General features: G+C 72.8%; 25 protein-coding genes and 1 pseudogene. 14 read left to right on the top strand and 12 right to left on the bottom strand.

All coding sequences use genetic code 11. The features are described from left to right. The first annotated feature begins 70 nt into the window (after positions 1 to 70). Entirely contained in the window at positions 71 to 439 is a 369-nt protein-coding gene (locus ACZ561_RS28630; protein ID WP_471000141.1) for a tetratricopeptide repeat protein, read from the top strand. A 36-nt stretch (positions 440 to 475) separates the two neighbouring features. Here the strand turns inward: ACZ561_RS28630 and ACZ561_RS28625 are convergent, their stop codons facing one another. After that, complete coding sequence (locus ACZ561_RS28625) at positions 476 to 748, bottom strand: DUF6343 family protein (protein ID WP_376445834.1); 273 nt, start codon at positions 746 to 748, stop codon at positions 476 to 478. 131 nt (positions 749 to 879) lie between these two features. On the opposite strand from ACZ561_RS28625, the gene ACZ561_RS28620 reads away from it, so the two are divergent. The 3 genes from ACZ561_RS28620 (at position 880) to ACZ561_RS28610 (ending at position 3,987) form a co-directional block, all read left to right on the top strand. Further along, positions 880 to 1,575: a class I SAM-dependent methyltransferase gene (locus ACZ561_RS28620; protein ID WP_471000139.1), complete on the top strand. Its 696-nt coding sequence runs from the start codon at positions 880 to 882 to the stop codon at positions 1,573 to 1,575. A gap of 12 nt (positions 1,576 to 1,587) precedes the next feature. After that, positions 1,588 to 2,469 (top strand): helix-turn-helix domain-containing protein, encoded by an 882-nt coding sequence (locus ACZ561_RS28615; protein ID WP_471000137.1) that lies wholly within the window; start codon positions 1,588 to 1,590, stop codon positions 2,467 to 2,469. 105 nt (positions 2,470 to 2,574) lie between these two features. Continuing rightward, complete coding sequence (locus tag ACZ561_RS28610; RefSeq protein ID WP_471000135.1) at positions 2,575 to 3,987, top strand: alpha/beta hydrolase; 1,413 nt, start codon at positions 2,575 to 2,577, stop codon at positions 3,985 to 3,987. 108 nt (positions 3,988 to 4,095) lie between these two features. On the opposite strand, the gene ACZ561_RS28605 is transcribed toward ACZ561_RS28610, so the two are convergent. Further along, the gene (locus ACZ561_RS28605; RefSeq protein ID WP_471000133.1) at positions 4,096 to 4,431 is read right to left on the bottom strand and encodes a hypothetical protein; all 336 of its coding nucleotides are present in this window, start codon (positions 4,429 to 4,431) and stop codon (positions 4,096 to 4,098) included. 177 nt (positions 4,432 to 4,608) lie between these two features. On the opposite strand from ACZ561_RS28605, the gene ACZ561_RS28600 reads away from it, so the two are divergent. From ACZ561_RS28600 to ACZ561_RS28590, 3 genes are all read left to right on the top strand, one after another. Then, positions 4,609 to 7,551, top strand: a complete 2,943-nt coding sequence (locus ACZ561_RS28600) for a DEAD/DEAH box helicase (protein ID WP_471000131.1) — start codon at positions 4,609 to 4,611, stop codon at positions 7,549 to 7,551. Continuing rightward, the gene (locus ACZ561_RS28595) at positions 7,548 to 8,855 is read left to right on the top strand and encodes an SWIM zinc finger family protein (RefSeq protein ID WP_471000129.1); all 1,308 of its coding nucleotides are present in this window, start codon (positions 7,548 to 7,550) and stop codon (positions 8,853 to 8,855) included. Before ACZ561_RS28600 ends, ACZ561_RS28595 begins: the two co-directional genes overlap by 4 nt. Before the next feature lie 252 nt (positions 8,856 to 9,107). Beyond that, the gene (locus tag ACZ561_RS28590) at positions 9,108 to 9,989 is read left to right on the top strand and encodes a chaplin (protein WP_471000127.1); all 882 of its coding nucleotides are present in this window, start codon (positions 9,108 to 9,110) and stop codon (positions 9,987 to 9,989) included. A 15-nt stretch (positions 9,990 to 10,004) separates the two neighbouring features. On the opposite strand, the gene ACZ561_RS28585 is transcribed toward ACZ561_RS28590, so the two are convergent. Both ACZ561_RS28585 and ACZ561_RS28580 read right to left on the bottom strand, forming a co-directional pair. Then, positions 10,005 to 10,664, bottom strand: coding sequence for a DUF2293 domain-containing protein (locus ACZ561_RS28585; RefSeq protein ID WP_471000125.1), 660 nt, complete (start codon positions 10,662 to 10,664; stop codon positions 10,005 to 10,007). 10 nt (positions 10,665 to 10,674) lie between these two features. Then, on the bottom strand, positions 10,675 to 11,133 hold the full coding sequence (locus tag ACZ561_RS28580; protein ID WP_471000123.1) for a hypothetical protein: 459 nt from the start codon (positions 11,131 to 11,133) through the stop codon (positions 10,675 to 10,677). Between the two features lie 80 nt (positions 11,134 to 11,213). Here ACZ561_RS28580 and ACZ561_RS28575 point away from each other — a divergent pair, with 80 nt between their 5' ends. Together ACZ561_RS28575 and ACZ561_RS28570 are read left to right on the top strand one after the other, a co-directional pair. After that, on the top strand, positions 11,214 to 11,948 hold the full coding sequence (locus ACZ561_RS28575) for a DUF7873 family protein (RefSeq protein ID WP_329121866.1): 735 nt from the start codon (positions 11,214 to 11,216) through the stop codon (positions 11,946 to 11,948). Between the two features lie 36 nt (positions 11,949 to 11,984). Beyond that, positions 11,985 to 12,072 (top strand): annotated as a pseudogene (locus ACZ561_RS28570). 301 nt (positions 12,073 to 12,373) lie between these two features. On the opposite strand, the gene ACZ561_RS28565 reads toward ACZ561_RS28570, so the two are convergent. Then, complete coding sequence (locus tag ACZ561_RS28565) at positions 12,374 to 13,810, bottom strand: MFS transporter (RefSeq protein ID WP_471000121.1); 1,437 nt, start codon at positions 13,808 to 13,810, stop codon at positions 12,374 to 12,376. Positions 13,811 to 13,858: 48 nt separating this feature from the next. Beyond that, on the bottom strand, positions 13,859 to 15,070 hold the full coding sequence (locus ACZ561_RS28560) for a pyridoxal phosphate-dependent aminotransferase (protein ID WP_471000119.1): 1,212 nt from the start codon (positions 15,068 to 15,070) through the stop codon (positions 13,859 to 13,861). Positions 15,071 to 15,154: 84 nt separating this feature from the next. Between ACZ561_RS28560 and ACZ561_RS28555 the strand changes: the two genes are divergently transcribed. The 3 genes from ACZ561_RS28555 to ACZ561_RS28545 all read left to right on the top strand — a co-directional run bounded on the left by ACZ561_RS28555 (position 15,155) and on the right by ACZ561_RS28545 (position 17,009). Next, positions 15,155 to 15,811 carry a winged helix-turn-helix transcriptional regulator gene (locus tag ACZ561_RS28555; RefSeq protein ID WP_471000117.1) on the top strand — a complete coding sequence of 219 codons (657 nt, stop codon included), beginning with the start codon at positions 15,155 to 15,157 and terminating at the stop codon, positions 15,809 to 15,811. 99 nt (positions 15,812 to 15,910) lie between these two features. Continuing rightward, entirely contained in the window at positions 15,911 to 16,318 is a 408-nt protein-coding gene (locus tag ACZ561_RS28550; protein ID WP_471000115.1) for a cupin domain-containing protein, read from the top strand. A gap of 55 nt (positions 16,319 to 16,373) precedes the next feature. Beyond that, complete coding sequence (locus tag ACZ561_RS28545) at positions 16,374 to 17,009, top strand: nucleoside/nucleotide kinase family protein (RefSeq protein ID WP_471000113.1); 636 nt, start codon at positions 16,374 to 16,376, stop codon at positions 17,007 to 17,009. A 75-nt stretch (positions 17,010 to 17,084) separates the two neighbouring features. Here the strand turns inward: ACZ561_RS28545 and ACZ561_RS28540 are convergent, their stop codons facing one another. The 4 genes from ACZ561_RS28540 to ACZ561_RS28525 are packed head-to-tail and all read right to left on the bottom strand — an operon-like array spanning position 17,085 to position 20,934. Next, positions 17,085 to 17,999, bottom strand: a complete 915-nt coding sequence (locus tag ACZ561_RS28540; RefSeq protein ID WP_471000111.1) for a carbohydrate kinase family protein — start codon at positions 17,997 to 17,999, stop codon at positions 17,085 to 17,087. After that, positions 17,996 to 18,910 carry a pseudouridine-5'-phosphate glycosidase gene (locus ACZ561_RS28535; RefSeq protein WP_471000109.1) on the bottom strand — a complete coding sequence of 305 codons (915 nt, stop codon included), beginning with the start codon at positions 18,908 to 18,910 and terminating at the stop codon, positions 17,996 to 17,998. The genes ACZ561_RS28540 and ACZ561_RS28535 overlap by 4 nt, the downstream gene beginning before the upstream one ends. Before the next feature lie 49 nt (positions 18,911 to 18,959). Continuing rightward, positions 18,960 to 20,108 (bottom strand): hypothetical protein, encoded by a 1,149-nt coding sequence (locus ACZ561_RS28530; RefSeq protein WP_471000107.1) that lies wholly within the window; start codon positions 20,106 to 20,108, stop codon positions 18,960 to 18,962. Continuing rightward, a complete protein-coding gene (locus tag ACZ561_RS28525) occupies positions 20,092 to 20,934 on the bottom strand; it encodes a hypothetical protein (RefSeq protein ID WP_471000105.1) in 843 nt (280 codons plus the stop codon). The genes ACZ561_RS28530 and ACZ561_RS28525 overlap by 17 nt, the downstream gene beginning before the upstream one ends. A 550-nt stretch (positions 20,935 to 21,484) precedes the next feature. On the opposite strand from ACZ561_RS28525, the gene ACZ561_RS28520 reads away from it, so the two are divergent. Continuing rightward, complete coding sequence (locus ACZ561_RS28520) at positions 21,485 to 21,841, top strand: cupin domain-containing protein (protein WP_471000103.1); 357 nt, start codon at positions 21,485 to 21,487, stop codon at positions 21,839 to 21,841. 105 nt (positions 21,842 to 21,946) lie between these two features. Here ACZ561_RS28520 and ACZ561_RS28515 read toward each other — a convergent pair whose 3' ends face one another. Together ACZ561_RS28515 and ACZ561_RS28510 are read right to left on the bottom strand one after the other, a co-directional pair. Beyond that, positions 21,947 to 23,245 carry an MFS transporter gene (locus ACZ561_RS28515; RefSeq protein WP_471000101.1) on the bottom strand — a complete coding sequence of 433 codons (1,299 nt, stop codon included), beginning with the start codon at positions 23,243 to 23,245 and terminating at the stop codon, positions 21,947 to 21,949. 78 nt (positions 23,246 to 23,323) lie between these two features. Then, positions 23,324 to 23,857, bottom strand: a complete 534-nt coding sequence (locus tag ACZ561_RS28510; protein ID WP_471000099.1) for a methylated-DNA--[protein]-cysteine S-methyltransferase — start codon at positions 23,855 to 23,857, stop codon at positions 23,324 to 23,326. 193 nt (positions 23,858 to 24,050) lie between these two features. Here ACZ561_RS28510 and ACZ561_RS28505 point away from each other — a divergent pair, with 193 nt between their 5' ends. Next, the gene (locus ACZ561_RS28505; RefSeq protein WP_471000097.1) at positions 24,051 to 24,950 is read left to right on the top strand and encodes an MHYT domain-containing protein; all 900 of its coding nucleotides are present in this window, start codon (positions 24,051 to 24,053) and stop codon (positions 24,948 to 24,950) included. Positions 24,951 to 24,959: the final 9 nt, after the last annotated feature.

Raw genomic sequence — 24,959 nt, 5'->3', positions numbered from 1 at the left:
TCGTATTCCGGTACGGAATACCGCTGCCGTAAGCGATGTTGAACCGCCGGAGCAAGGGAAGGATGCCACCGTGGCCGAGAGGAACCCGGAAACCCACGTCATCGACTTCCGCGCCGCCGAGCAGCTGCTGGCCGCGCGGGATCCTCGCGGTGCCGTGAAGCTGCTCGACTCGGTGATCGCCGCCCATCCCGAGAACACCGCGGCACGACTGCTGCGCGCCCGGGCCTTCTTCGCCGCGGCGCAGCTGCGGCCGGCGGAGCTCGAGTTCGAACTCGTCCTGGAGCGCGAGCCGGACAACGCGTTCGCGCACTTCGCACTGGGGCGCACCTTCCAGCGCTCCGGCCGCCCGGACCAGGCGACACGGCACTTCCGGCTGGCGGCCGCGCTCGACCCCAAGCCGGAGTACCTCCAGGCGGCCCGCTTCGGCACGGAGGACTGACCCCACCCGGGTGGTGGGCGAGCGGGTGCCCGCGCGTCAGTGGCGGCCCGTGCCGCCATGATCGGGCTCGTACGGCGGGATGTCCCGCCCCGGCTGCCAGTGCGGCCCCTGGCGGATGTGGCGCAGCACCATCGACATGTCGACCGCGGCCACCAGGAACAGCACCCCGCAGGCCGCGGCCCACCCCGGCCTGCCGACCAGGGCGAACACCGTCGTGCCGAAGGCGGCCCAGAGCAGACCCCACAGACTCAGCCAGAACCGCATCCGAAGGGCACTGCGTGCGGTCCTGGGCTCACTCCCCGTACGCATCGCGGTCGCATCTCCCAGCAATAACTCCCGAGGCCCTACTGAAGGTCTACCCGCGAAGCGGAGGGGTGAACGGGCCCGGCCCCGGGAACGGCCGCAGGGCCCCCGTCGTTCTCCGGGGCATGAGCGGACGGATGCGTGAGGGACACCAAGGGACAGGGCCCGGAGCCATCACCCCGGACGGATGCGCGGTCGAGGTCTACCTGCGTCTGGGGGTCGGCAACGAGCCCGATGTGATCGAGGCCGCCGTGCCGACCGGCGCCACGCTGCTCGAACTCGGCTGCGGGGCGGGTCGGGTGACGGGGCCTCTGGTCGAGCGGGGCTTCGCCGTCACGGCGGTGGACGAGTCGGCCGAGATGCTCGAAGCGGCCCGGGGACGCGTGCCCGGTGCGGAGACGGTGCTGAGCCCGATCGAATCGCTGCGGCTGGACCGCCGGTTCGACGTGGTGATGCTCGCCTCGTACCTGGTGCACACGGCGGAACACCACACCAGGCAGGCCTTTCTGGAGACCTGCAGACGGCATGTCCGGGACGACGGCCACGTCCTGATCCAGCGCGAGGGCGAGCGCTGGCACCTGGAGGTACCGCGGGAACGCGAGGACCCGGGCGGCTGCACGGTACGGATCGTGTCGGCGGACCCGGTCGGAGACGGCGTCAACTCGGTCGTCGCCGAGTACCTCTTCCCGGATCTGCGCTGGACCCAGACCTTCCTCGCGCGGCCTCTGAGCAAGGAGGACTTCGAGCGGTGTCTGGGCGAGGCGGGGCTCGAGGTGGACGCTGATCTGACGGACGACGGCACATGGGTCAGGGCTCGCCCGAAGTCCGGCTGAGCGGGGGCGGCGATGGACCAGGAAGTCCACGGCATCGACGAGTTGCTCCGCGACGAGACCGTACGCGAACGGCGCGGAGCGCTCTGCCGACGGATCGAGACCGCCGGGATCACCGTCCACGACATCCTCTGCTGCGAGGACCGGACGGCCTTCGTCGGGCCCGGGTACGAGGACCGGCACACCGTGGTCCTCACCCGTTCCGGCGGGTATCTGCGAAGGATCTCGGGCGAGGAGTTCTTCGTCGACCCCACCGGCGGCTATCTGACCCGTCCCGGCGACGAACACCGGGTGGCCCATCCGGTGGGCCCCGGAGACCGCTCCACGGACATCCGTATCGGTGAGCAGCTCTTCGCGGACCGCTTCGACGGGCGTCCAGGCACCCGCAGGTTCACCGTCTCCGGCGCCACCGACCTGCACCACCGCGCCCTCCTGGCCGCCGCCCGGCGCGGCGCCGACCCCTTCGAACTGGCCGAACGGCTCCACCGGTTACTGGACCTGATCGCCGCCTCCGCCGGCCATTGGCGCACCGACACCACCGCCCGCCCCTCCACCGCGCGCGTGCACGGCGACCTGGTCCGCGACACCTGTGCCGCCCTGGCCACCGGCACCCCGGCGCTCCGGCTCTCCCTCGAGGAACTGGCCCGCGTCGTCGGCGTCTCCCCGCACCATCTGAGCCGCGTCTTCCACGCGGTCACCGGAACGACCCTCACGCGCTACCGCAACCAACTGCGCGTCCGGGGCGTCCTGCACGCCCTGGAGGAGGGCGAGGACAGCCTGCGGACCCTCTCGTACGCCTACGGCTTCGCCGACCAGGCACATCTGACCCGGATGTGCCGCAGCCACACGGGCCAGGTGCCCAGCGCCGTACGGAGCCTTCTCACGGATCGAGCATGAATCTTCAACGCCCCTGGAGGGCGGGGCCCGCAGGATGGCCGAGGCCGGAATCCCGGCCGGTGCCGCGACACGGCGGCACCGAGGCTTCTCAGCGGGGGAACGACGATGACGTTACTGGCCAGAGCCGGCATGACCATGGCGGCCGTCCTGACGGCCGCCGCGTGCGTGGGCTCCGCCCCGGGCAGCGCCGCCGGCGCCGAACCCGCGGCCGCATCGCCCGCGGCCGCATCGGCCGCGGGCGCGCCCGGTCTCACCGGCCACCGGCCCTGCCCAGGGCAGCCCGATGTGACCTGCGCCGACCTCACCGTGCCCCTGGACCGCGGCGGGGCCGTGCCCGGCACCCTGAAGCTCCGGACCGCTGTTCTCGGCAAGGCCGACGCACCGCGCGGGACGCTCCTCTTCCTCACAGGCGGCCCCGGCCAACCGGGCGTCCCCTTCGTCGCGAGGATCCGCTCCCGCCTCCCCGAGGTGCTCGCCGAGTACCGGCTGGTCATGATCGACCAGCGGGGGACCGGCGAGGCGGCCATCGACTGCCCCGCGCTCCAGAAGGAGGTCGGCAGCAGCGACACCGTCGCCCCCACGCGCGGAGCCGTCACCGCCTGCGCCGACAGCCTCGGCCGGAACCGGAACTTCTACACCACCGCCGACACCGTGGCCGATCTGGAGGAGCTGCGCCGAGCCCTGCGCGTACCGTCCTGGACGGTCGACGGAGTGTCGTACGGGACGTTCACCGGTGCCCAGTACGCCCTCACCCACCCCCACCGGGTGCGCCGGCTCGTCCTGGACTCCGTCGTTCCGCTCGACGGCGGTGGAGTGCTGTACGAGGACTCGCTCGGTCACTCCGCGCAGGTGCTCCGCGCCGCCTGCCGTGAACAGCGCTGCGGCTTCGACCCGGCGCGTGACCTGGCGACGGTGGTGCGCCGCGACGGCAACGGAGTCGGCGTCTTCAACCTGCTGGTCATCGCCAGCATCATCGACCCGAAGCTCGAGGACCCGCGCTTCGGCATTCTGCACGCCCTCCACGCCTCCGCGGGCGGCGACCGCGCGCGGCTCGACGCGCTCGTCGCCGGCTTCTCCGAACCGTCCGGGGAGACCCCGGCCGACTTCAGCTCCGGTCTCCACGCCGCCACGCTCTGCGCGGACTCACGGTGGCCCTGGGGCGACGCCGCCGCACCCGTCGCGGGCCGGGAGCGCGCCCTGAAGCGGGCCGTGCACCGGATCAGCCCGGCCGACGTCTGGCCGTTCCAACGGGATACCGCGGGCGGCCAGGGCATCCCGCAGACCTGCCTCCCCTGGCCGGCCTCCCGCCCCAACCGGGCGGCGCCAGGACGGACGCTGACCATGCCGGTCCTGCTCCTGTCGGGGGACCGGGACCTGTCCACGCCGGTCAAGTGGGCCCGCGAGGTGGCCGCGGTGACTCCCCGGGCCGAACTGGTCGTCCTCGAAGGCGCCGGTCACTCCACACAGAGCCGCAGCGACGCGGGAGCACGAGCGGCCACGGAGTTCCTGCTCCGGTAGGGCCGTGGAGACCCGTCGGGGCCGTTCGGACCCGTCGGGCCCCGCGAACGACGGCGCGCCACGCCCGGGACGGGGGTCCGGGCGTGGCGCGCAGTCGCGTGGAGCGTCCTAGTGGACGACGCTGTAACTCCGCCAGGGGAGCGTGTCGGGCGCGATCGAGTCGGACAGGGTCGTGGCGACGTAGATGGGCGTCTCGCCCGTGCAGTCACGGGTCCGGTACAGCCAGATGTCGTTCAGCGTCCGGTTCTCGACCCGTGTCACGCCGTGGGGCGCGAGCCGGTGGCAGCCGGTGACGGACGGGCTGGTCACGGTGATCACGACCTCGCGCTCGGTCTCGTAGGTGAGGGTGCCGACCGCGGTGCGGCCGAGTCCGGAGCAGCCCGCGACGGAGAGCATCAGGAGCGCGGCCCCGGCGGCGGTGCCGAGACGCCGGTGAACGGACATGGCGGTTCCTCGTCTGTCGGGCGAAGGCGGCAGAAGCCCTGTTCTCCGTCACCCTGCCGCCTGCCGGACGGGCTGTCATCCGGTGCTGGGCCGCCCGGGCGAAGCGGCACGAGAGCCCGTTGTCAGACCCCACCCGTAAGGTCGGAAATCCAGTCGGACTCCGTCGCGGAACGGGAGGTGAGCAGAGCAGTGCCCCACACCTGGCAGACCAGTGCCGCCGTCTTTCTGCCCGCCGCCCTGCCGCGCGACGGCCGGGTCGCCTTCTGGGCCCCGGACGGCGACGAGCTGCCCGTGGCGACGACCGCCGACGGAAGCCCGGTGACACCCTCGGGCGCGCGGAAGTCCGAGGCCGAAGGCGCCGGCACGCCCGACGCCGGAGACCCCGGCCCTCGGGTCGGCGAGCTCACCGTCGTACGGCGACACGGCGCCGGAGTCCGCAGCCGCAAGGTTCCCGCCGTGATCCTCGGTGTCACCGAGGCCCTGCCCCATCTGGTCGCCGCGCGTCACCACCCGGCCGCCCACCCCGCCACCGCCTGCTGGGGCGCCGCCGCCCTGCACGCCTTGCAGCTCGTCGCGCGGGGGCGTCTGCTGCCCGGGCTCACGGCCGACGATCTCGACGCCTGGCGGGCCGGTCCGCTGGACGCGGACGACATCGCCCACCTGCGGGCCGTCGCCGCCGCCATGCCTCCCGAAGGCCACGCCGTCCCCGCCCCCGGCCTCAGCCCGCTCCAGCTGCCCGATCCCGAGGCCCTGGTGCGGGCCTTCCTCGACGCCGTCGCCGACACCCTGCCCCGTACCCCCGCCGCGGTCCACGCGGCCGGCGCGCCGTTCGCCGCGCGTACCGCACAGCACCTGCCTCGCGCGCGTGCCTGGGCGACCGAGGCCGCCGCCGGCATGGACGCCGGGGTCCGGGTCTCGCTCCGCCTCGACCTCGCCGGATACGAACTCTTCGACATCGCCGAGGAGGGCGGCGACGAGCGGCGGGCCGCCGCGGCCCTGCTCCAGATCCACAGCCTCGCCGACCCCACCCTCGTCATCGACGCCGCCGCCCTTTGGGAGGGTGGTGGAGACGAGCTCTTCGGACCGCGCGCCCGGATCGACGCCGTTCTCGCGCTCCGCCGCGCCGCCCGCGTCTGGCCTCCGCTCGGCAGGCTCCTGGAGCGGGACGTCCCCGACGTCCTCGCCCTGACCGAGGACGAGCTGTACGAGCTCCTCGGCCCCGCCGCAGCCCGTCTCGCCGACGCCGGGGTCGCCGTCCACTGGCCCCGCGAGCTGGCCCGCTCGCTCAGCGCCTCCGCCGTGGTGCGGCCTGCGCTCTCCGCCCCCGGCTCCGCCACCGACGGCACCACGTTCTTCGACAGCGAGGAGCTGCTCCGCTTCAACTGGCAGCTCGCCCTCGACGGAGACCCGCTCACCGAACGGGAAATGGACACCCTCGCCGAGTCCCACCGGCCCATCGTGCGGCTGCGCGACCAGTGGGTGGTCGTCGACCCCGACCTCGTCCGCAAGGCCCGCAAGCGGGAACTGGGCCTCCTGGAGCCGGTCGACGCCCTCGCCGTCGCCCTCAGCGGCACGGCGGAGGTGGACGGCGAGACCGTCCAGGCCGTGCCCGTAGGAGCCCTCGCCACCCTGCGGGACCGGCTCGTCGCAGGACCCGAGTCCATCACCGCGCCCGCCGGTCTGGACGCCACCCTGCGCGACTACCAGCTGCGCGGTCTCGCCTGGCTGGACCTGATGACGTCGCTCGGGCTCGGCGGCTGCCTCGCCGACGACATGGGCCTCGGCAAGACGGTCACGCTCATCGCCCTCCATCTGCGCCGCGCCCGCCGCGCCCCCACCCTGGTCGTCTGCCCCGCCTCCCTGCTCGGCAACTGGCAGCGGGAGATCCGGCGCTTCGCCCCCGGCGTCGACGTGCGCCGCTTCCACGGCGCCGACCGCTCCCTTGACGGCCTCGACGAGGGCCCCGGCACCGGCGGATTCGTCCTCACCACCTACGGCACCCTGCGCACCAGCGCCCCCCAACTGGCCGGGCAGACATGGGGGATGGTCGTCGCCGACGAGGCCCAGCACGTCAAGAACCCCTTCTCCGCGACGGCCAAGGCGCTGCGCACGATCCCGACGCCTGCCAGGGTCGCCCTCACCGGCACCCCCGTGGAGAACAACCTCTCCGAGCTGTGGGCCCTGCTCGACTGGACCACCCCCGGCCTCCTCGGCCCTCTCAAGGCCTTCCGCTCCCGCCACGCCCGCGCCGTGGAGAACAGCGAGGAGATCGAGAACGAGGAGGCCGTCGAGCGCCTCGCCCGCCTCGTCAGGCCCTTCCTGCTGCGCCGCCGCAAGTCCGACCCCGGCATCGTCCCCGAGCTGCCGCCCAAGACCGAGTCCGACCACCCTGTGGCGCTCACCCGCGAACAGGCGTCGCTCTACGAGGCGGTGGTCCGCGAGACCATGGCGCAGATCGAGGGCGCCGAGGGCATCGCCCGCCGCGGACTCGTGATGAAGCTGCTCACCTCGCTCAAACAGATCTGCAACCATCCCGCCCAGTACCTCAAGGAGCAGACGGCCAAGGGGGGCGGAACGGCCCGGCTCGCCGGCCGCTCGGGCAAGCTCGCCCTGCTCGACGAACTCCTCGACACGATCCTCGCCGAGGACGGCGCCGTCCTCGTCTTCACCCAGTACGTGACCATGGCCCGGCTCCTCGCCGACCACCTGGCCGCGCGGGCGATCCCGGCCCAACTGCTGCACGGGGGTACGCCCGTGGCCGAGCGCGAGCGGATGGTGGACCGCTTCCAATCCGGCGACGTGCCCGTCTTCCTGCTGTCGCTGAAGGCGGCCGGCACCGGGCTCAATCTCACCCGGGCCGGACACGTCGTCCACTTCGACCGCTGGTGGAACCCGGCCGTCGAGGAGCAGGCCACCGACCGGGCCTACCGCATCGGACAGACCCAGCCGGTCCAGGTCCACCGGCTGATCGCCGAGGGCACCGTGGAGGACCGCATCGCCGAGATGCTGCGGGCCAAGCGGGCCCTCGCCGACGCCGTCCTCGGCTCCGGAGAGGCCGCGCTGACCGAACTGACCGACCGCGAGCTGGCGGACCTGGTCTCGCTGAGGAGGCCGTCATGATCCCGCGCCGACCCCCGGCCGCCCGGTTCGCCGGCCCGCGCCACGACGACCGGCGCCGGACGTTCCCGGCGCTGGCCCCGCGAGGGGCACCGGACGCCCAGGGGCAGGCGGGGACTCTCGCGGACGGCCGCTTCGCCGCCACCTGGTGGGGCAACGCCTGGGTGGACGCCCTGGAGGGCACCGCCCTCGACCCCGCCCGCCTCGCCCGCGGCAAGGCGTACGCCGGGCGCGGTCACGTCGACGCGATCACGGTCACCCCCGGCCGTGTCGTCGCCTACGTCCACGGCACCCGCCCTCGCCCGTACCGCACCGAGATCCGGCTGCGCACGCTCGGCGACGACGGCTGGGAGCGCTTCCTGGACGAGATCGCCGCGCGGCCCGACCACATCGCCGCCCTCCTCGACAAGGACATCCCGCACGCCGTCGAGGCCGTCACCGGGCTGCTGCCCGCGCCCGGGGACCTCATCCCCGACTGCTCCTGCCCGGACGACGGCTTCCCCTGCAAGCACGCCGCCGCCCTCTGCTACCAGTCGGCCCGGCTCCTCGACGAGGACCCGTTCGTCCTCTTCCTCATGCGGGGCCGCGGCGAGCAGGAGCTCCTCGCCGCCCTCACCCAGCGCAACGCGGCCCGCTCCGCCGCCGAGCAGACGGCGTCCGTACCGCCGATGGCCACCGTCCCGGCCCGCGCCGCCCTCGCCCCGGACCCCGGTCACGCCCTGCCGCCGCTGCCCCCGCCGCTGCCGGCCCCCGCGCAACCCGGCCGGCCTCCGGCCTACCCCCCGGACGCCGACGCCCCGGACCCCCTCGCCCTGGACCTGCTCGCCACGGAGGCCGCCGCCCGCGCCCACGCCTTCCTGGTGACCGGACACGACCCCGTCGCCGCGCTCACCGCCTGGCAGGACGCCGTGCGGCTGGCCGCCGCACACCCCGGTTCCGGACTCACCGCCTCCACCCGTGCGCTGTACCGAGACCTCGCCTACGCCCTCGACCGCACACCCAGCGACCTGGCCCGCGCCGTCGCCGCCTGGCGCCAGGGCGGCCTCGCCGGGCTCGCCGTCCTCGAAGAGCCCTGGGACCCGCCCGCCGGCCCGTTCGACCGGGCCCGACCCGCCCTGCTGGCCTCGGACTTCCCGGCCTTCCGCCCATGGCGCAACCGGCTGTCGACGCGATCCCTCCAGCTCCGCTTCGGCCGCGACGGACTCTGGTACGGGTACGAGTCGGATGCCGACCGCGAGGACTGGTGGCCGCGCGGCACCCCCGACCCCGACCCCGTCGGCGCACTCACCGATCTGCTCGGCCACTGACCGACAGGCCGGCTGAAGGCGTCGACCCGGCCGGCGCCGTGCGAACTCCCCGCCCGCAGGCGTTCACCCGTCGCGCCCTTCGCCGCGTGACGATAATCGCCTCTGAGCGGAGTCGGCAGTTCCCCATACGTTCGAAGTCACACCCACTCGATGGAGTGAATCGCGCCAACGGCCTGATCCAGCCGGGTCAGGATCGCGTTAAGTGCGGTGCGGGCGAGAATGCCCGTGAAAACCTCCGGAAGGCAGGAAGCCATGAGGCAGATTCGCCGAAGTGGTCTGGCCACACTGATGGTCACGGGTGGCGCGCTGGCGCTCTCGGCGGGCGCCGCCCACGCCGACTCCGGCGCACAGGGCGCCGCGGTCGGTTCCCCGGGTGTGATCTCCGGCAACACGGTTCAGCTGCCGGTGCACGCCCCGGTCAATGTCTGCGGGAACACCGTCAATGTCATCGGACTGCTCAACCCCGCCGCGGGCAACCGCTGCGCGAACGTCAGCAAGTCCGGCGGATACGGCTCGGACGCGGACGGCGGCGGACGGACGCACAAGGACATGCCCGCCTCCCCGCGCGCCGGCGCACCCGGCGGTGGGAGCCACGGCGGACACGGCGGCGGTCAGGGTGCCGGACACGGCGGCGGACACGGCGGCGGTCAGGGTGCCGGACACGGCGGCGGACACGGCGGCGGTCAGGGTGCCGGACACAGTGGGGGCAACTCCTCCAACGGCGGTGGCGCCCTCGCCGAGGGCCACGCCAAGGGTTCCCCCGGCGTGCTCTCCGGCAACGGACTCCAGCTGCCGATCGACCTGCCCGTGAACGTCGCGGGCAACTCGGTCAACGTCGTCGGCATCGGCAACCCGGCCTTCGGCAACACCGCGGTCAACGGCCCCTCCCAGCCCGAAGAGCCCGGCGAGGGACCCGGCGAGGAGCCGAACCGGAACGTGCCCCCCAAGCCGCAGCCCGTTCCGGTCAGCGAGACCGAGCCGGAGGCTCCGGCTCCCAGCCCGCAGACCAGCTCGGTCGCGCTCGCCAGCACCGGTTCGGAGCTGGTCGGCTCCGCGGCCGCGGCCGGCGCCGCGCTCCTGCTCGGCGGCGCCCTGGTCTACCGCCGGGCTCGTCGCATGGGCGCGCAGGTCTGAGGCCCGCACGGGTCCTCACGCAGGGCGCCAGGCCCGGAGTACCGCCTCGATGGTCGGTGCGACCCTCATCCGGGCCTGGTGGCGGGGCACGCCCCGCATGAGCAGCGTGTCGTACTCGGTGTCGACATGGCGTACGGCCGCCCGCACGGCAGCTGTGACCGCACCCCGGTCCAGTGCCCGCCCGGCCGCCGTACGCCCCACCCGGCCGCTGCCCTTCTGCGCGGCGTGGCCCGCGATCTCCGCGGCCCGATCGGCCGGGCAGTAGGGAAAGAGCCGCAGGATCTCGGCCTTCAGCGCCGCCGTGACCTCGGCGTCCCGATCCGCGCGGCGCGCGGCGTCACGGGCCCGGCGCCGGGCCCGCGCCTCCGTGTCCGCCAGACAGGCGGCCTCCGCCCGGGCGAGAGCGGCCTCCTCGACGAGCAGCCCCTGACGCTCGTAGCGCGTACGGCGCCTGTTGTGCCGTACGACCACCGCCCAGAGCGAACTGCCCTCGCGCGCCCGGCGGGTGAGCGCGGTGTCCCCACGGCGCAGGAACACCAGATGGCCCAGGTCGGCGCAGTCCAGGCAGACGGGTGCGTTGAACTCGACGATCATCCGCTCCAGCGGGCCCTGTCGGCACTCGGAGCAGCGGCGGCGCTTGAGCGGTTCGACGACGACGGGTGCGACCAGGTCCATGGCGGCTCCCTCAGCGCACGCCGGGCGCGGCCGCGGCGATGAACTGGTCGAGGATCTCCTTCGCCCGGTGGGAGCGGTGCGCCCGGTCCTCCTCGCCGGTCGCCTCGTGCATGCAGTTGGTCATCTCGAACGCCGATTCGGCCAGTCGGCGGGTGTCGGCGTCGTCGCACACCAACTGGACACGGAAGAGAGCCTGGCGGGTGGCGGTGCGCTGCCGGTACGAGGCGTAGCGCGACTCCTCGGCCTCCTCGGAGCCCGCGTCGTGGGCTGCCCGGAACCAGCGGTCGTTCTGACTGCGCCGGTAGTCGACGACCGCGCCGGCGAAGGCGCTGTAGGCAGCGATCCGCTCCTGGCGGAGCTGCTCGTCGCGGGCCAGTATCGCCGTACGTTCGGTGGCTCGGCCCTGGAACCAGTGTGTGGCGACGACACCCAGCAGGGTTCCCACCACGGCGATCAGCGCCGTCTCCATGACCGGTTACTCCTCAGCGGGCTCAAGTGGCGTCAATATTCGTTCGATTCGGCGCCCCGGCCGCGGCTAGGGTCCGTCACGTGGCAACGAAACTCAATCAGATCATCGCAGTGGAGAAGGGCGTCAAGTCCAGGGCGCATCAGGACCTCACCGCGGCGCACCACGGGCTGCAGAAGCCCGCACTGCTCGCCGGCATCTCCCGTACGTACCAGCCGAAGGACGAGGAGGGCGAGCAGCTGCCGCCCGAGTCCACGCTGGTACAGGTGAAGGCCGAGGACGTACTGCGCGACACCGCACGGGCGTTGACGCGGCTGTTCGATGTCACCGCCACCAAGGACTGGGCCAACTGCGAGGCGCGTGCCGACATCACCGTCGACGGACGCGTGCTGGTGAGCCGGGTGCCCGTCGCGTACCTCCTCTTCCTGGAGAAGCAGCTGACGGACATCAACACCTTCGTCCGCAAGCTGCCCGTCCTGGACGCGGCCGAGTCGTGGACACAGGACCCGTCGACCGACGCGTGGAAGACCGATGTCGTCCGCACGGTCCGGACGAAGAAGGTGCCACGCAACCACGTCAAGGCGGAGGCGACGGACAAGCATCCGGCGCAGGTCGAGGTGTACTACGAGGACGTGCCGGTGGGCTACTGGACCACCGTGAAGTTCTCCGGCGCCCTGCCGGCGCGGCGGGTGAACGAGCTGCTGGAGCGGGTGGAGAAGCTCCAGCAGGCGGTGAAGTTCGCCCGTGAGGAGGCGAACAGCGCCGAGGTCACCGACGAGCGCGTCGGCGACGCCGTCTTCGGCTACCTCTTCGGGTAGCGGGGACACCCATGAACTCCCCGGCCACAGAGCACGGCCGGGGTGCGCGAGGAGCGCAAAGCTGAAACTGAGCCTTGTCGTGACATCCGCGGTTCCAGTGGAGGTTCGAGTCCTCCCCCCGGCGCTCTTCCGTGCCGGGGTGGCCCAACCAGGCAGAGGCAGACCGCGATCAATCTCAGACTATTGCTCCAGACTCAGCATTCGCCGCTCATCGCCGGATCGACCGGGCACGGGCCCTGATGCGTCGAAATGCCAGTTCGAATCTGGTCCGCCGAGCTCGATCGGCGGTGGTCCAATGGCAGGACGCGACGCAATGACGACTGACCCGAGCCCTCAAGCGTGCCGGCGTGTGATGTGAGCGGCATCGACAGGGTCCGGGGGCCGGCTACGCCCTCGGACCCGCTCCTTTTCCCGGCGCCGAAGCCCTACGCCCCGGCGGTTTTCGCCGGTACGCACAGCCGGGCGAGGACGGCGGCCGTCAGATAGGCGAGCGCGCCGGCGGCCATGCTGACGCGCAGTCCGGTGCCGGCGGCGGCCGTGGCGAGCAGGCTGCCACCGAGCGCGACCCCGGTGGCGCTCCCGATCTGTCGCGTGGTGTTGAACAGGGCGGACGCGGTTCCCGAGTACGCCGCCGGCGCGGCACCCATCACCGTGGCGGTCGAGCCGGTGAGGGCGAAGGAGGTTCCGAACCCCGCGGCCATCATCGGGGCCACCAGCAGGGCGTAGGCGGGGTCGGCGCCCGCGGCGGCCCAGCCGGCCAGCCCCAGGGCGGCCAGGAGCATGCCGGAGACCACCAGTGGACGGTCACCGGTGCGGCGGGCCAGCCGCCCGGACAGGACGGACGCGAACATGGTCATCGCCACGGCCGGAAACAGCGCAAGACCCGTTTCGAGGGCGCTGAAGCCGCGGTTCTGCTGAAAGTCCAGGCTGGCGGTGAACACCATGCCGTAGAAGCCGAAGTTGAACAGCAGGCCGATGGCGGCTCCGCCGCCCATCGCCCGGGAACGCAACAGGTCCAGCGGGAGGGCGGGGGACCGGGCCAGTCGCTCGCGCACCACGAACGCGACGGCGGCCAGCACGGCCAGGCCCAGCCCGCCGAGAACGAGCGGATCGGACCAGCCTCGCCGTCCGGCCTCGTTCAGCGCCCCCGTCAGCAGCGCCACCCCCGCGACGACCGCGCACTGCGCGGGCCAGTCCAGGGCCCGGGTGGATCGCCGCGGCGAGCGTCCCACGTGTCGCAGGGTCAGCATGAGACAGGCCGCGCCGACGGGCAGGTTGATGAGGAAGACCCAGCGCCAACCCACGGTGGAGACGAGCAGCCCGCCCAGGAGCGGCCCGGCGGAGGCGGCGATGCCCGCCATCGAACCCCACAGTCCGAAGGCCCGCGATCGTGCGGCCGGTGCCGGGTAGGCCTGCTGGAGCAGGGCGAGGGAGCCGGGCACGATCAGCGCGGCGCCGAGCCCCTCCACCAGGCGGGCCGTCACCAGGAAGGGGGTGCTGGGGGCGGCCGCGCACGCGGCCGAGGACACGATGAACACGACGACACCCGCGCAGAAGACCCGGCGGTTGCCGAGCCGGTCGCCCAGCGCGCCACCGGTCAGCAGGAATCCGGCGAAGACCAGGGTGTACCCGTCGGTGATCCACTGGATGCCGGTGAGCGAGGCCGACAGCTCGCGGCCGATCACCGGCACGGCGACGTTGAGGATCGTCACGTCCAGGATCACCATGAAGTACCCGGCGCACACCGCCAGCAGCGGCGCCCAGGATCGTCGCTCCGGCTCCTGTGACGGCTCCGGTGAGGGCTCGGGAGAGGGCGTGGATCCGCCGGACGACTTCCCGAACTCCACGGCCCCAACTCCCATCCGTCCGCGGAGGCCCACGTCACGAGCCAGACTAGGGGGCGCGCCGCCCTACTGCCGGTAGCCGCTCAGGAAGCGTCCGATGCGGCTGATCGCCGCGTCCAGGTCGTCGGCGTACGGCAGCGTCAGGATGCGGAAGTGGTCCGGTCGCGGCCAGTTGAATCCCGTGCCCTGCACCACCTGGATCTTCTCGCGCAGCAGCAGGTCGAGGACGAACTTCTCGTCGTCGTGGATGTTGTGCACCTTGGGGTCCAGACGCGGGAAGGCGTAGAGCGCGCCCTTCGGCTTCACACAGGAGACGCCGGGGATCTCGTTGAGCTTCTCCCAGGCCTTGTCGCGCTGCTCGTGGAGCCTGCCGCCCGGGGCGGTGAGCTCGTGGATCGACTGCCGGCCGCCGAGGGCGGCCTGGATGGCGTACTGGGCGGGGGCATTCGGACACAGCCGCATGGAGGCCAGCATGGTCAGGCCCTCCAGGTAGCTCTTCGCGTGCTGCTGCGGGCCGCTGACGACCAGCCAGCCGGAACGGAAGCCCGCCACCCGGTACGTCTTCGACAGTCCGCCGAAGGTGAGGACGACCAGGTCGGGGGCGAGGGAGGCGGCCGGGTAGTGGACGGCCTCGTCGTAGACGATCTGGTCGTAGATCTCGTCGGCGAAGACCATCAGGCCGTGGCGGCGGGCGAGGTCGAGGATGCCCTCGACGATCTCCCGCGGATAGACCGCGCCCGTGGGGTTGTTGGGGTTGATGATGACGACGGCACGGGTGCGGTCGGTGATCTTCGCGGCCATGTCGTCGAGATCCGGGTACCAGTCGGCCGACTCGTCGCACAGATAGTGCACGGCCTTGCCGCCCGCGAGGGTGGTCACCGCCGTCCACAGGGGGAAGTCGGGGGCGGGGATCAGGACCTCGTCGCCGTCCTCCAGGAGCGCCTGGACGGCCATGGAGACCAGCTCGGAGACGCCGTTGCCGAGAAACACGTCGTCGACGTCGACGTCAGGCAGGCCCATGGCCTGGTAGCGCTGGGCGACGGCGCGGCGGGCGGAGAGGATGCCGCGGGAGTCGGTGTAGCCGTGGGCCTTCGGGAGCATCCGGATCATGTCCTGGACGATCTCCTCCGGCGCCTCGAAGCCGAAGAGCGCGGGGTTCCCGGTGTTGAGGCGCAGGACGCTGTGGCCCGCTTCCTCCAGGGCGTTGGCGTGCTCGATGACCGGGCCGCGAATCTCGTAGCAGACCTCGCTCAGCTTGCTCGACTGCCGGAACTCCATGCGACGACCTCCCCAGAAGGATTGATACTTGGTTTTACCAAGTTCGAGCTTGGAAAGTCCAACAACTTGTCTAGACTGCGCCGTATGCCTCGCCGCCGAAGCTATGACCAGTACTGCCCCGCCGCCCGCGCCCTCGACGCCGTCGGCGACCGCTGGACGCTGCTGATCGTCCGTGAACTCCTCGCCGGGCCGCGCCGCTACACGGATCTGCACGCCGATCTCCCCGGCGTCAGCACGGACATGCTGGCCGGCCGCCTCAAGGACATGGAGGGCGCCGAACTCGTCACACGCCGGCGGCTCCCGCCGCCCGCCTCGGCGTACGTGTACGAACTCACCCGCCGGGGCCGCGAGCTGCTGCCGGTCCTGCGGGCCCTGGCGGAGTGGGGCACGCCCGCCCTGGAGGAGCCGCGGCCGACCGACGCCGTGCGCGCGCACTGGTTCGCGATCCCCCTGCTGTCCGCCCTGGAGGGCGCTGTGGCGGGAGTGGTGCATGTGACCCTGGATGAGGGTGAGTTCCATCTACGGGCCGGGGTCGACGGGCAGCCGCCGGAGTACGGGGACGGGCCGCCGGCCGACGCCGCCGACGTACGGCTGCGGACGGATTCCGCGACCTGTCGGGCGCTGGCGAGCGGACAGTCGACTCTCGGCCAGGCGCTACGGGACGGTCGGGTCGAGGTGGAGGGCGAGGTTCGGCCGGCCGGTGAACTGCCGGCGCGGCTCGCGGCCCTACCGGTGCAGTGATCGTCAATCCCCGTCCGGGTCATCCCCCTTACGAGTAACGTATGACTGTTTGGCGGCCTTGAACCGAAGGGTCGCGGGGGGAAGCGGGAGGGCTGCTCCATGGGGATCGACGTCTGCGCCGACCGGGGCACGCACCCCGCTGGGACCCTGGTGGCCAAGGGCACTTCCAGCGGTACGCTCCGGATCAGGCCGCCCAAGGGCCGAACGGACGTCGTCTTCCGTACCGTCACGCTCGCCCCGGGCGACTCCACCGGCTGGCACCACCACCCCGGCCAGATCATCGCGGTCGTCGAGTCCGGCACGCTGACCCGGATCCTGCACGACTGCTCGGTGGAGACGACCTCCGCGGGGGACGCGTTCGTCGAACACGCGGGCCTCGGGAACCGGCACATCGGGTACAACTTCGGCTCCGAGCCGGTCGTGCTCCACTTGACCTGCCTGCTGCCCCAGGACGCGCCGCTCTCGATAGCGACGGACGCCCCGGACTGCGCGCTCCGCCTCTCCTAGGCCCTGTTCGTAGAATCGGTGCTCGAACCCTGACGCCCAGAGCAAGGTCACGCCCGTGCGAGTCGAAGCGATCACCTGGGAGCGGCTGTCCGATGCCCTGGCCGGGCACGTCGACGCGATGGCGCCCGGCGACGGCGGTGGTCGACTCAAGATCGCCGTCGACGGCCCGCCCGCGGCACCGACCGGGGAGACCGCCGAGCGGATCGCCGAGGCGCTCCGGCTGCTCGGCCGGTCCGTGCTCGTCGTCGGCACCGAAGGGTTTCTGCGGCCCGCGTCGCTCCGCTTCGAGTACGGGAAGCAGGACCCCGACTCGTACTACAGCGGCTGGTACGACACCGGGGCGCTGTGGCGCGAGGTGTTCGGGCCGCTGGAGGAGGGAGGGAGCGGGCGCGTGCTGCCCGATCTCTGGGACCCGGTACGCGACCGGGCCACCCGCAGCCCGTACGTGGAACTGCCGCCCGGGGGCGTGCTCGTGGTGCACGGCCCGTTCCTGCTCGGGCACTGGTTCCCGTTCGACCTGACCGTCCATCTGAGGCTCTCGCCCGGTGCCCTCGCGCGCCGCACCGAGGAGCCCTGGACCCTGCCCGCCTTCGCACGGTACGAGAACGAGGTCGCCCCCTCCGATGCCGCGGACGTCGTCGTCCGCACCGACGACCCGCGCCACCCGGCCTGGACAGGCTTCAAGGGCTAGCGACTCAGGGACTGCCAGGCACTCAGGGACTGCCTACGAACTCTGGGGCTCAGGGACTGCCCAGGGATGCCGGGGCTAGGCGCCGGGGGCGCGACCTGGGGCGTCCCCCGTGGGTCGGCCGCCCACCACCGTCACGGCCTCCGCGCCCGCCCGGCATCCCGCCGCGGCCGCCGTCGTCGGGTCCGCGCCCGCGAGCCGGGCCGCCAGGAACGCCCCCGTGAACGCGTCGCCCGCTCCCGTCGAGTCCACCGCCCGCACCTCGGGTGCCATGACCCGGCTCGTCACCGAGCCCGCCTCCGCCACCAGCGCGCCCGCCGCTCCCAGGGTGACCACGACCAGCGGGAACGTACGGCTCAACACCTCGGCCGCCTGCTCCGGTTCGGCGCACCCGGCCAGCAGGCGGGCCTCGTCGGCGTTCGGGAACAGCACCTCCGCGCCGCGCGCCGCGGTCAGGAACCGATCCACGCCCAGCCGCTCCAGGAACCCCGTGGAGGCCGGGTCGACACTCACCGGCACTCCGGCCTCCCGCGCCGCCCGCAGAGCCCGCAGCACGGTCGCGCGACTGGACGCGGCGAAGAAGAGGTATCCGGACAGATGCAGATGGGTCACACCGTCGAGGAACGCGTCGGTCCAGTCGGTGGGGGAGAGACGCAGCGCCGCCCCGCTGTCGGTCAGGAACGTGCGCTCGGTGCTCGCGTCGACCAGCGCGATCACCGTCGCCGTGGCGGCGTCCGCGTCCGTGACCAGCATCGGCCGCACACCGGCCACGCGCAGGGCCCTCTCGTGCCAGTCGGCCGCCTCGGTCCCGACACGACCGAGCAGCCGCACGTCACCCCAGCCCGAACGCACCGCCCAGCAGGCCGCGTTGGCCCCGGCGCCGCCCGGCAGCGTGCGGATGGCGGCCGCGGTGTCGGTGGCGGGCGCCAGTGGTGTGCCGTGCCGGGCCACCACATCGGTGACCACGTCGCCGACGACCAGCAGGCCGCTCACGCGCCGCCTTCGGCGTACGCCGTGGCGATCCGCGCCGCGAGCCGCACATTGCCCCGTACCGCTGCGAGGTTCGCCTCCAGCGAGGCACCTTCGGTGTGCACGGTCAGGTACTCCAGCAGGAAGGGCGTCACGGCCTGCCCCGAGATCCCCTTCTCCTTCGCCTCCGCGAGGCCCTGCGCGAGGATCCGGTCGTGCAGCGCCGGATCCAACTGGTCCGTCACCGGCACAGGGTTGGCGACGATCAGCGCCGCGTACGGCTCGCCCAGGTCGTCCTGGGCCCGTATGACGTCCGCCACCGCCTCGGGTGTCCTCAGAGTCCAGTCGACGGGCTCTCCGGACGAGGTCAGGTAGAACCCGGGGAAGTGCTCCGTCCCGTACCCCACCACCGTCACGCCGAGTGTTTCGAGCCGTTGCAGCGTCGCCGGGACGTCGAGGATCGACTTGACCCCCGCGCACACCACCGTCACCCCGACCCTGGACAAGAGCCGCAGGTCGGCCGACTCGTCCTGCGTCTCGCTCCACTCGCGGTGCACCCCGCCGAGCCCGCCGGTCGCGAAGACCCGTATGCCGACGGAGTCCGCCAGCCACGCCGTCGCCGAGACCGTCGTCGCACCCGTCGCCCCGGTGGCGAGCGCGGGCGCCAGGTCGCGGTGGCCCAGCTTCCGTACGGACGGATCCTCCGCGATGCGGGTCAACCCGTCCTGGTCGAGGCCGATACGGGCCGTGCCGTCGATCACGGCGATCGTGGCGGGCACGGCGCCGCCGGCCCGTACCAGCGCCTCCAGCTCGCGCGCCACGGCCAGATTGCGCGGGCGTGGCAGACCGTGGGCGATAATCGTGGATTCGAGCGCGACGACGGGACGGCCCTCGTGGAGAGCCTCCCGTACCTCCTCGGACACCTGTGTGGACATGTCCCATCTCTGGCGCAACCGTGAACCACTCAAACCTCGATGGCGACGATCAGCCACACCGCGGCAGGCCGGGCAGCCGGCCGGCGTCCACCACCTGGATCACCGGCCGGGAACCGGACGTCTTGGCGTTGCCGACGCTGTACGCCACGGCCAGCGCACCACCCCTGGCCTGCGCGTACCCGTACGCAGGGGTGATCCGCGCGTACGAACCGGAGTCGAGGTCCAGGGCGTAGGACGTCTCAGGCGTGCGCCAGGTGACCAGGCGGCCGCTGATCCGCAGCTGGTCCATGCCGTCGACGGCGGGGGAGGTCGTCACGACCGCCGTCGGCCGCGCGTCTCCCGTTCGCCACACCATCAGCCGCGGTTCGGCCTCGCCTTCCACCCAGGCCCAGGTCCTGCCGTCGGTGACCACGGACCGGACGTCCCGGAGCGCGGCCAGGGCGTCGGGCAGTGCGGCGGCCCGCGCGCCGGTACGGGAGACGGCGGCCAGCCGTGTCCCCGAGCCCACCGACTCACGCCACACCAGCAGGTCGCCGGCGACGAAGGGGGCGTCCATCACCCCCGTGCGCAGGGCGCGCGGAGCGCCGCCCGTGGCCGCCGCCGCGTACACGGTGGCCTTGCCGTCGCCGACTCCCTGCGCCCAGTGGACGGTGCCGTCGCGGACGACGGGCTGGGGCAGCGGGCCCGGCCGGTCCGCCCGGGCGAGCCGCCGGGACGTGCCCGTGGTGGCGTCCCAGACGTACAGGCTCCATGGGCTGTCCAGGGTCCGCCCCTCCAGGACCGCGAACGCGGCCCACCGCCGGCCGTCGAAGTCGGCCGCGAGCAGCTGGTGTTCGACGGGGTCGGCGAGGGTGAGCAGGGTGCGGGGCGCGCCGGTGCCGCGCAGCAGGGCGGCCCGGCGTTGTCCGGCGCCGGTGAGTTGGACGGCGGTCCAGCCGGGCCCGGTGTCGGTGAGCACCGCCCGCTCGCCGGCCGGTGTCCGCAGCTCGCCCGCCGCGAGAGCGGAGCTCCAGCTGGCGGGCAGCCGTACCTCGCACGCGGCGGCGAGCGCGGTCGGCCGTGGCGCCGGGGCCGACGACTCGCGGGGAGTCGGATCGGGCTGCGCCGACGAGCATCCTGCCATCAGGATGCCCGCCAGCAGCAGGGCCGGCGCCGCTCGGACGCCGACCGGGGAAAGGGTGTTACCAGACGTACCCACGGCCGCCCATGATGGTGGTGATGGTGTCGGACGAGATGTGCGCCGACTTGGGGACGGATCCCGCCCAGGAGATCACGCTCGTGCTCACTCCACCCACCGGATCCAGGTAGTTGACCTGCCCGGCGGCGGAGTCCGTGTTGTAGCCGTCTATCGAGACCCAGTGGAATATCTCGATGTTGGGGTGGCCGACGAGATGCGGCCCGCCCGGGACCTCCCAGGCGTTGCCGGCTATCGCGTAGTCGTGGTCGGTGTTGTGCGTGATGTGCTGCTTGAAGTTCGCCTTGTCGGTGGCGGTCGGGGTGTAGGGCAGTGCCTTGGGAACGTAACCGGCGCCGGGCAGGCGGTAGTTCAGTGCGTCGGCCATCGGATAGCCCGTAGGGCTGGGGACGTTGATGTTGATGCCGTACCAGGCGGTGCCGCTGGAGTTGGTCTTGAGGAGGGTCGCCGCGTCCTGCTGCGAGCGGCCCGCGACCTCGTCGGCCGCGGACTGGGTGATCACGAGGGTGGCCGGTCCGCACCAGTAGGACGTCTTCTGCGACTGGTGGAGGCCCCCGGAGAGCTTGTACCCGGCCAGCGCCGCCCGGGGGCGTACTCCGTCGTACGCTCTCGACGCCTCGGCCTGCTTGGCTGCGCTGAGTCTCTGCTGGGCGGGGGTGAGGCGCTGCGGGCCGAGGGTGTCGTACGCGGCCTTGTAGGAGGCGCCGGGGGCCACCGGGTCGGCCGCGAGGGCGGCGGGGGCGGCCACGGTGACCGCGATCAGCGCGGCGGCTGTCAGGGCGGTCGTGGTCAGGGCGGCGCTGCGGGGGAGGAAGGCTGACGCGGGCATCGCACTCTCCTGTCGGAGGTGGGGGACGAGTCCAGGGGGAGTTTGACGCGCGCACGCCAGGCGGGACAGGGGGCTCGGAGGATTGCCCCCGACCAACATTGGGCGCACCAAAGGCGCCTCTCGTGACCAGCGGGGACATCTGCCGGCGAGCCACCCCCTGGGCCCGGTTTTCGGCCGTATGGCGCCGTGACGCCCTGTCTCGCGGAGTGCGCGTATGAGCGATTTCGCCCCCGAAGGGGCCAAGGTGTCCATTCGTCACTTCTACGACGGTCTCGTGGTCGGGGACGACCTGATTACGCCGACTGGGGGCAAGCCTCGAACGTGTCTGCGGATTCGGTGCCCCGCTGCCCGGTCCGGCCGTCCGGGCCGCCTCCGGCGCGGGCCGGCCGTGCCGCGTGACCTCCCGTGCGCTGTTCCCGCGGCCGTACTTCGGATTTCGTCGCAGCCGCCGAAATCGAGGAAGTCTCCAGGTCGGAGGCGAAACGGAGGCCGTGCTTCCCTCCGGTCCCGGCGGTGGGGCGATCCCCAGTCCCCGCTACAGTCACCGCCCATGACGACACACGACCACCCCTCCTTCGCCGTCCACATCCCCGATGCGGAACTGGAGCCGGAGCCGCTCGACCCCGAACAGATCGTCTCGGGCACCCCCGAGGTGACCGGCAAGGTCCTCTGGGAGTCCGCCGACGGCAGGCAGGTGCGCGGCATCTGGCAGATCACCCCCGGAGTGGTGACCGACACCGAGGCCAACGAGCTCTTCGTCGTCGTCAGCGGTCGCGCCACCGTTGCGGTCGAGGGCGGCGCGACGCTGGAGATCGGGCCGGGCGACGCGTGCGTGCTGCGCGAGGGGGATCGGACCACCTGGACGGTCCATGAGACGCTGCGCAAGGCGTACCACATCAGCCTCTAGGGGACGGGGCGTTGGAGGGCCGGGAGTCGGTGCTCGATCCCGGCCTTTGCTCGCCGCGTCGGGTCGGGTATGGGATCAGAGGTTGGATCCGATATCCGATATCCGTCAGGCGGGCCGCCGCACCACTCCCCGCACCGCCAGCGCCGCCATCGGCAGCAGCAGGCACGCGCCCACCAGGTTCAGCCAGCCGTAGCCCGCCCGGGCGACGATCAGCCCCGCCGCGAGCCCGCCCACGCCGGCGGCGGTGTTCATGGTGAAGTCCGACAGGCCCTGGACGGCCGCCCGGGCGGCCTGCGGAACCGAGTCCGTGAGCAGGGCGGAGCCCGACACCAGGCCCGCCGACCAGCCGAGCCCCAGCACGAAGAGGCCGGCCGCCGTCTGTCCGTGGCTCGGCCCCGCAGTGCCCGCGAGCAGCGCCGCGACCGACAGCAGTCCGACCGCCAGGCCGATCACCGTGAGCCGTCCCAGTCGGTCCGACAGCCACCCCATCACCGGGGAGAAGGCGTACATGCCCGCGATGTGCCCGCTGATGACCAGGCCGATGAGCTGGATGCCCGCGCCGTGATGGCTCAGCGCCACCGGGGTCATCGACATGATCGAGACCATCGCGGTGTGGGACACGGCCACGGTCACCAGCGCGAGACGGGCCCGCGAGGATTCCCGTACCGCTCGCATCCCCGCCTTGAGCGAGCGCCCCTCGGCCGCTGCCCCGTTCTCCTCCGCGCCCGACAGGGCGCGGGCCGTCAGCAGCGGGTCGGGACGCAGCAGCAGCGCCACCATGACGGCGGCGACCAGGAACACCCCGGCCGCCCAGACGAACGGCCCGGCCGTCGCGGGGATGCCGAGACCCGCCACGCTCTCCCCGGCCGGAGCGGCGACATTGGGCCCGAGGACCGCGCCGATCGTCGTCGCCCACACCACCGTCGAGATGGCCCGGCCCCGGCGGTCCGGTTCGGCCAGGTCCGCGGCCGCGAACCGGGCGGCGAGGTTGGCCGAGGAGCCGGCGCCGAAGCCGACCAGGCCCGCGAGGAGGAGTGGGAAGCTGTCGACGACCGCTCCGAGGACCACGACCCCGGCGCCCAGCGCTCCCACCAGATAGGCGAGCACCAGCCCCGGCCGCCGCCCGCGCGAGCCCATGAGGGAGGCGAGGGGCATGGCGAGCAGCGCGGGACCGGCGACCGTGGCCGTCGAGGCGAGACCCGACAGCGCCTCCGTACCGCTGACCTCCTTGGCCAGGACCGCCGCGAGGGCGACGCCGATGGCGATGCCGAGTCCGCCGAGGATCTGGCTGGCGATCAGCACGGCCTGGATGCGCCGGCGGAGCGTCGGCAGTGCGTCGGCCGCGGCAGGGGCGGATATATCCGCCGCGTCGGCGGCGTCAGGGGCGTTGGGGGTGTGGGTCACTTACGGGAGTGTGCCAGCCATCCCGGCCGATGGGAACGCCACCCCCTGGACACCCCCGAGGGGTATCCGGGTGGCGGGTCAGAACAGCGGCTGCGGCAGCACGCCCTCCAGCGCCAGCAGCGTCCGCTTCGTCTCCAGTCCGCCGCCGAATCCGCCGATCCCGCCGTCGCTCTCCACCACCCGGTGGCACGGCACGACCACCGGCAGCGGATTGGCGCCCATGGCCGCCCCCACCGCCTGGGCCGCGCCCGGCTGACCTACCCGCCTGGCCAGGTCTCCGTACCCCACGACCGTCCCGAACGGCACGCCCTCCGCCAGCTCGCGCAGCACCTGGCGGTTGAAGCCGGTCGTCAGGGTCCAGTCGAGGGCGAGATCGAAGTCCCGACGCCCGCCCGCGAAGTACTCCCCAAGCTGCCGTATCGGCTCGGCGAGCCGCCCCGACCCGCTCCCTACCGGCTCCGCGCCGAGCTGACCGGTCAGCCGCTCGAGCGCTGCGTCCCGCACCGCCTCGTCGGCGTGGAAGACCACGCTCACCAGGCCGCGGTCGGTCGCCGCCAGCAGCAGCGGGCCGATGTCGCTCGCCACGACCGTCCATTCCACCGTGGTGTCCATGGAGATCACGGTACGACCGCCCACCGACATCGCCGCCGTCACGCCCCGGTCTCTTCTCGGTCTCACCCCAGCCAAATCCCGGACCACATGGTCGTGCGGCGCCCAGCGCGCCATAATCTCGCCCCGACAGGACTACTCAGCGGTACCGACTGTTTTCGGACGACGTTGCACGACGGGTGGAGGGCACACGCTCATGCAGGGCACGGTCGACGGATTCAGCTACGGCCTCGTGACGCCGGTCGCCGCCTATCTCATGGCCTGCCTCGGTGGGGCCCTCGGCCTGCGCTGCACCATCAGATCGCTGCGCCACCGGGACACCTTCAAGGCCGGCTGGCTGGCCCTCGGGGCGACCTCGATCGGCACCGGCATCTGGACGATGCACTTCATCGCGATGATGGGCTTCTCCGTCCAGCAGGCCCCCATCAGCTACGACCGGCCCATCACATTCGCCAGCCTGGCCGTCGCCGTCGTGATGGTCGGCATCGGCATCTTCATCGTCGGATACCGCGGGGCCACCCCGCTCGCCCTGGTCACCGGCGGCACCATCACCGGCCTCGGCATCGCCACCATGCACTACCTCGGCATGGCGGGGATGCGTCTCCAGGGGCGCATCGAGTACGACACCCTCACCGTCGCGCTCTCCGTCGTCATCGCCGTCGTCGCGGCCACCACCGCCCTCTGGGCGGCCGTCTCGGTGCACGGATTTCTGGCCAGCCTCGGTGCGAGCCTGGTGATGGGCCTGGCCGTCAGCGGTATGCACTACACCGCCATGGCGGCCGTCAACGTCCATCTGCACGGCGGCCCCGTCACCGGAACCGGCGACACCGCCACCTCGCTCCTCCTGCCGATGTTGATCGGCCCCGCCGTCTTCCTGCTCCTGGCCGCGGTCGTCGTCATGTTCGACCCGCTGCTCGTGATGGGCGACCCGGACTGGCAGCGCCCCTCCACCCAGAGCCCGCACCGTCCCGGACTCCCCGCCCCGCGCCGGGCCTCCGGCTACGGCGAGCCCGCGAACTGGTCGGCCCGACAGCCCTCCGGCCGGGGCGGCCGCAAGGGTTCGGGCCGCGGCGGCCACAGCTCCCAGGACTGGTGAGGAACGGAC

This window comes from Streptomyces sp. NPDC039609, from assembly GCF_055596705.1.
The sequence above is the reverse complement of the archived record's forward strand: the minus strand, read 5'-3'. Positions and strand labels throughout refer to the sequence as shown.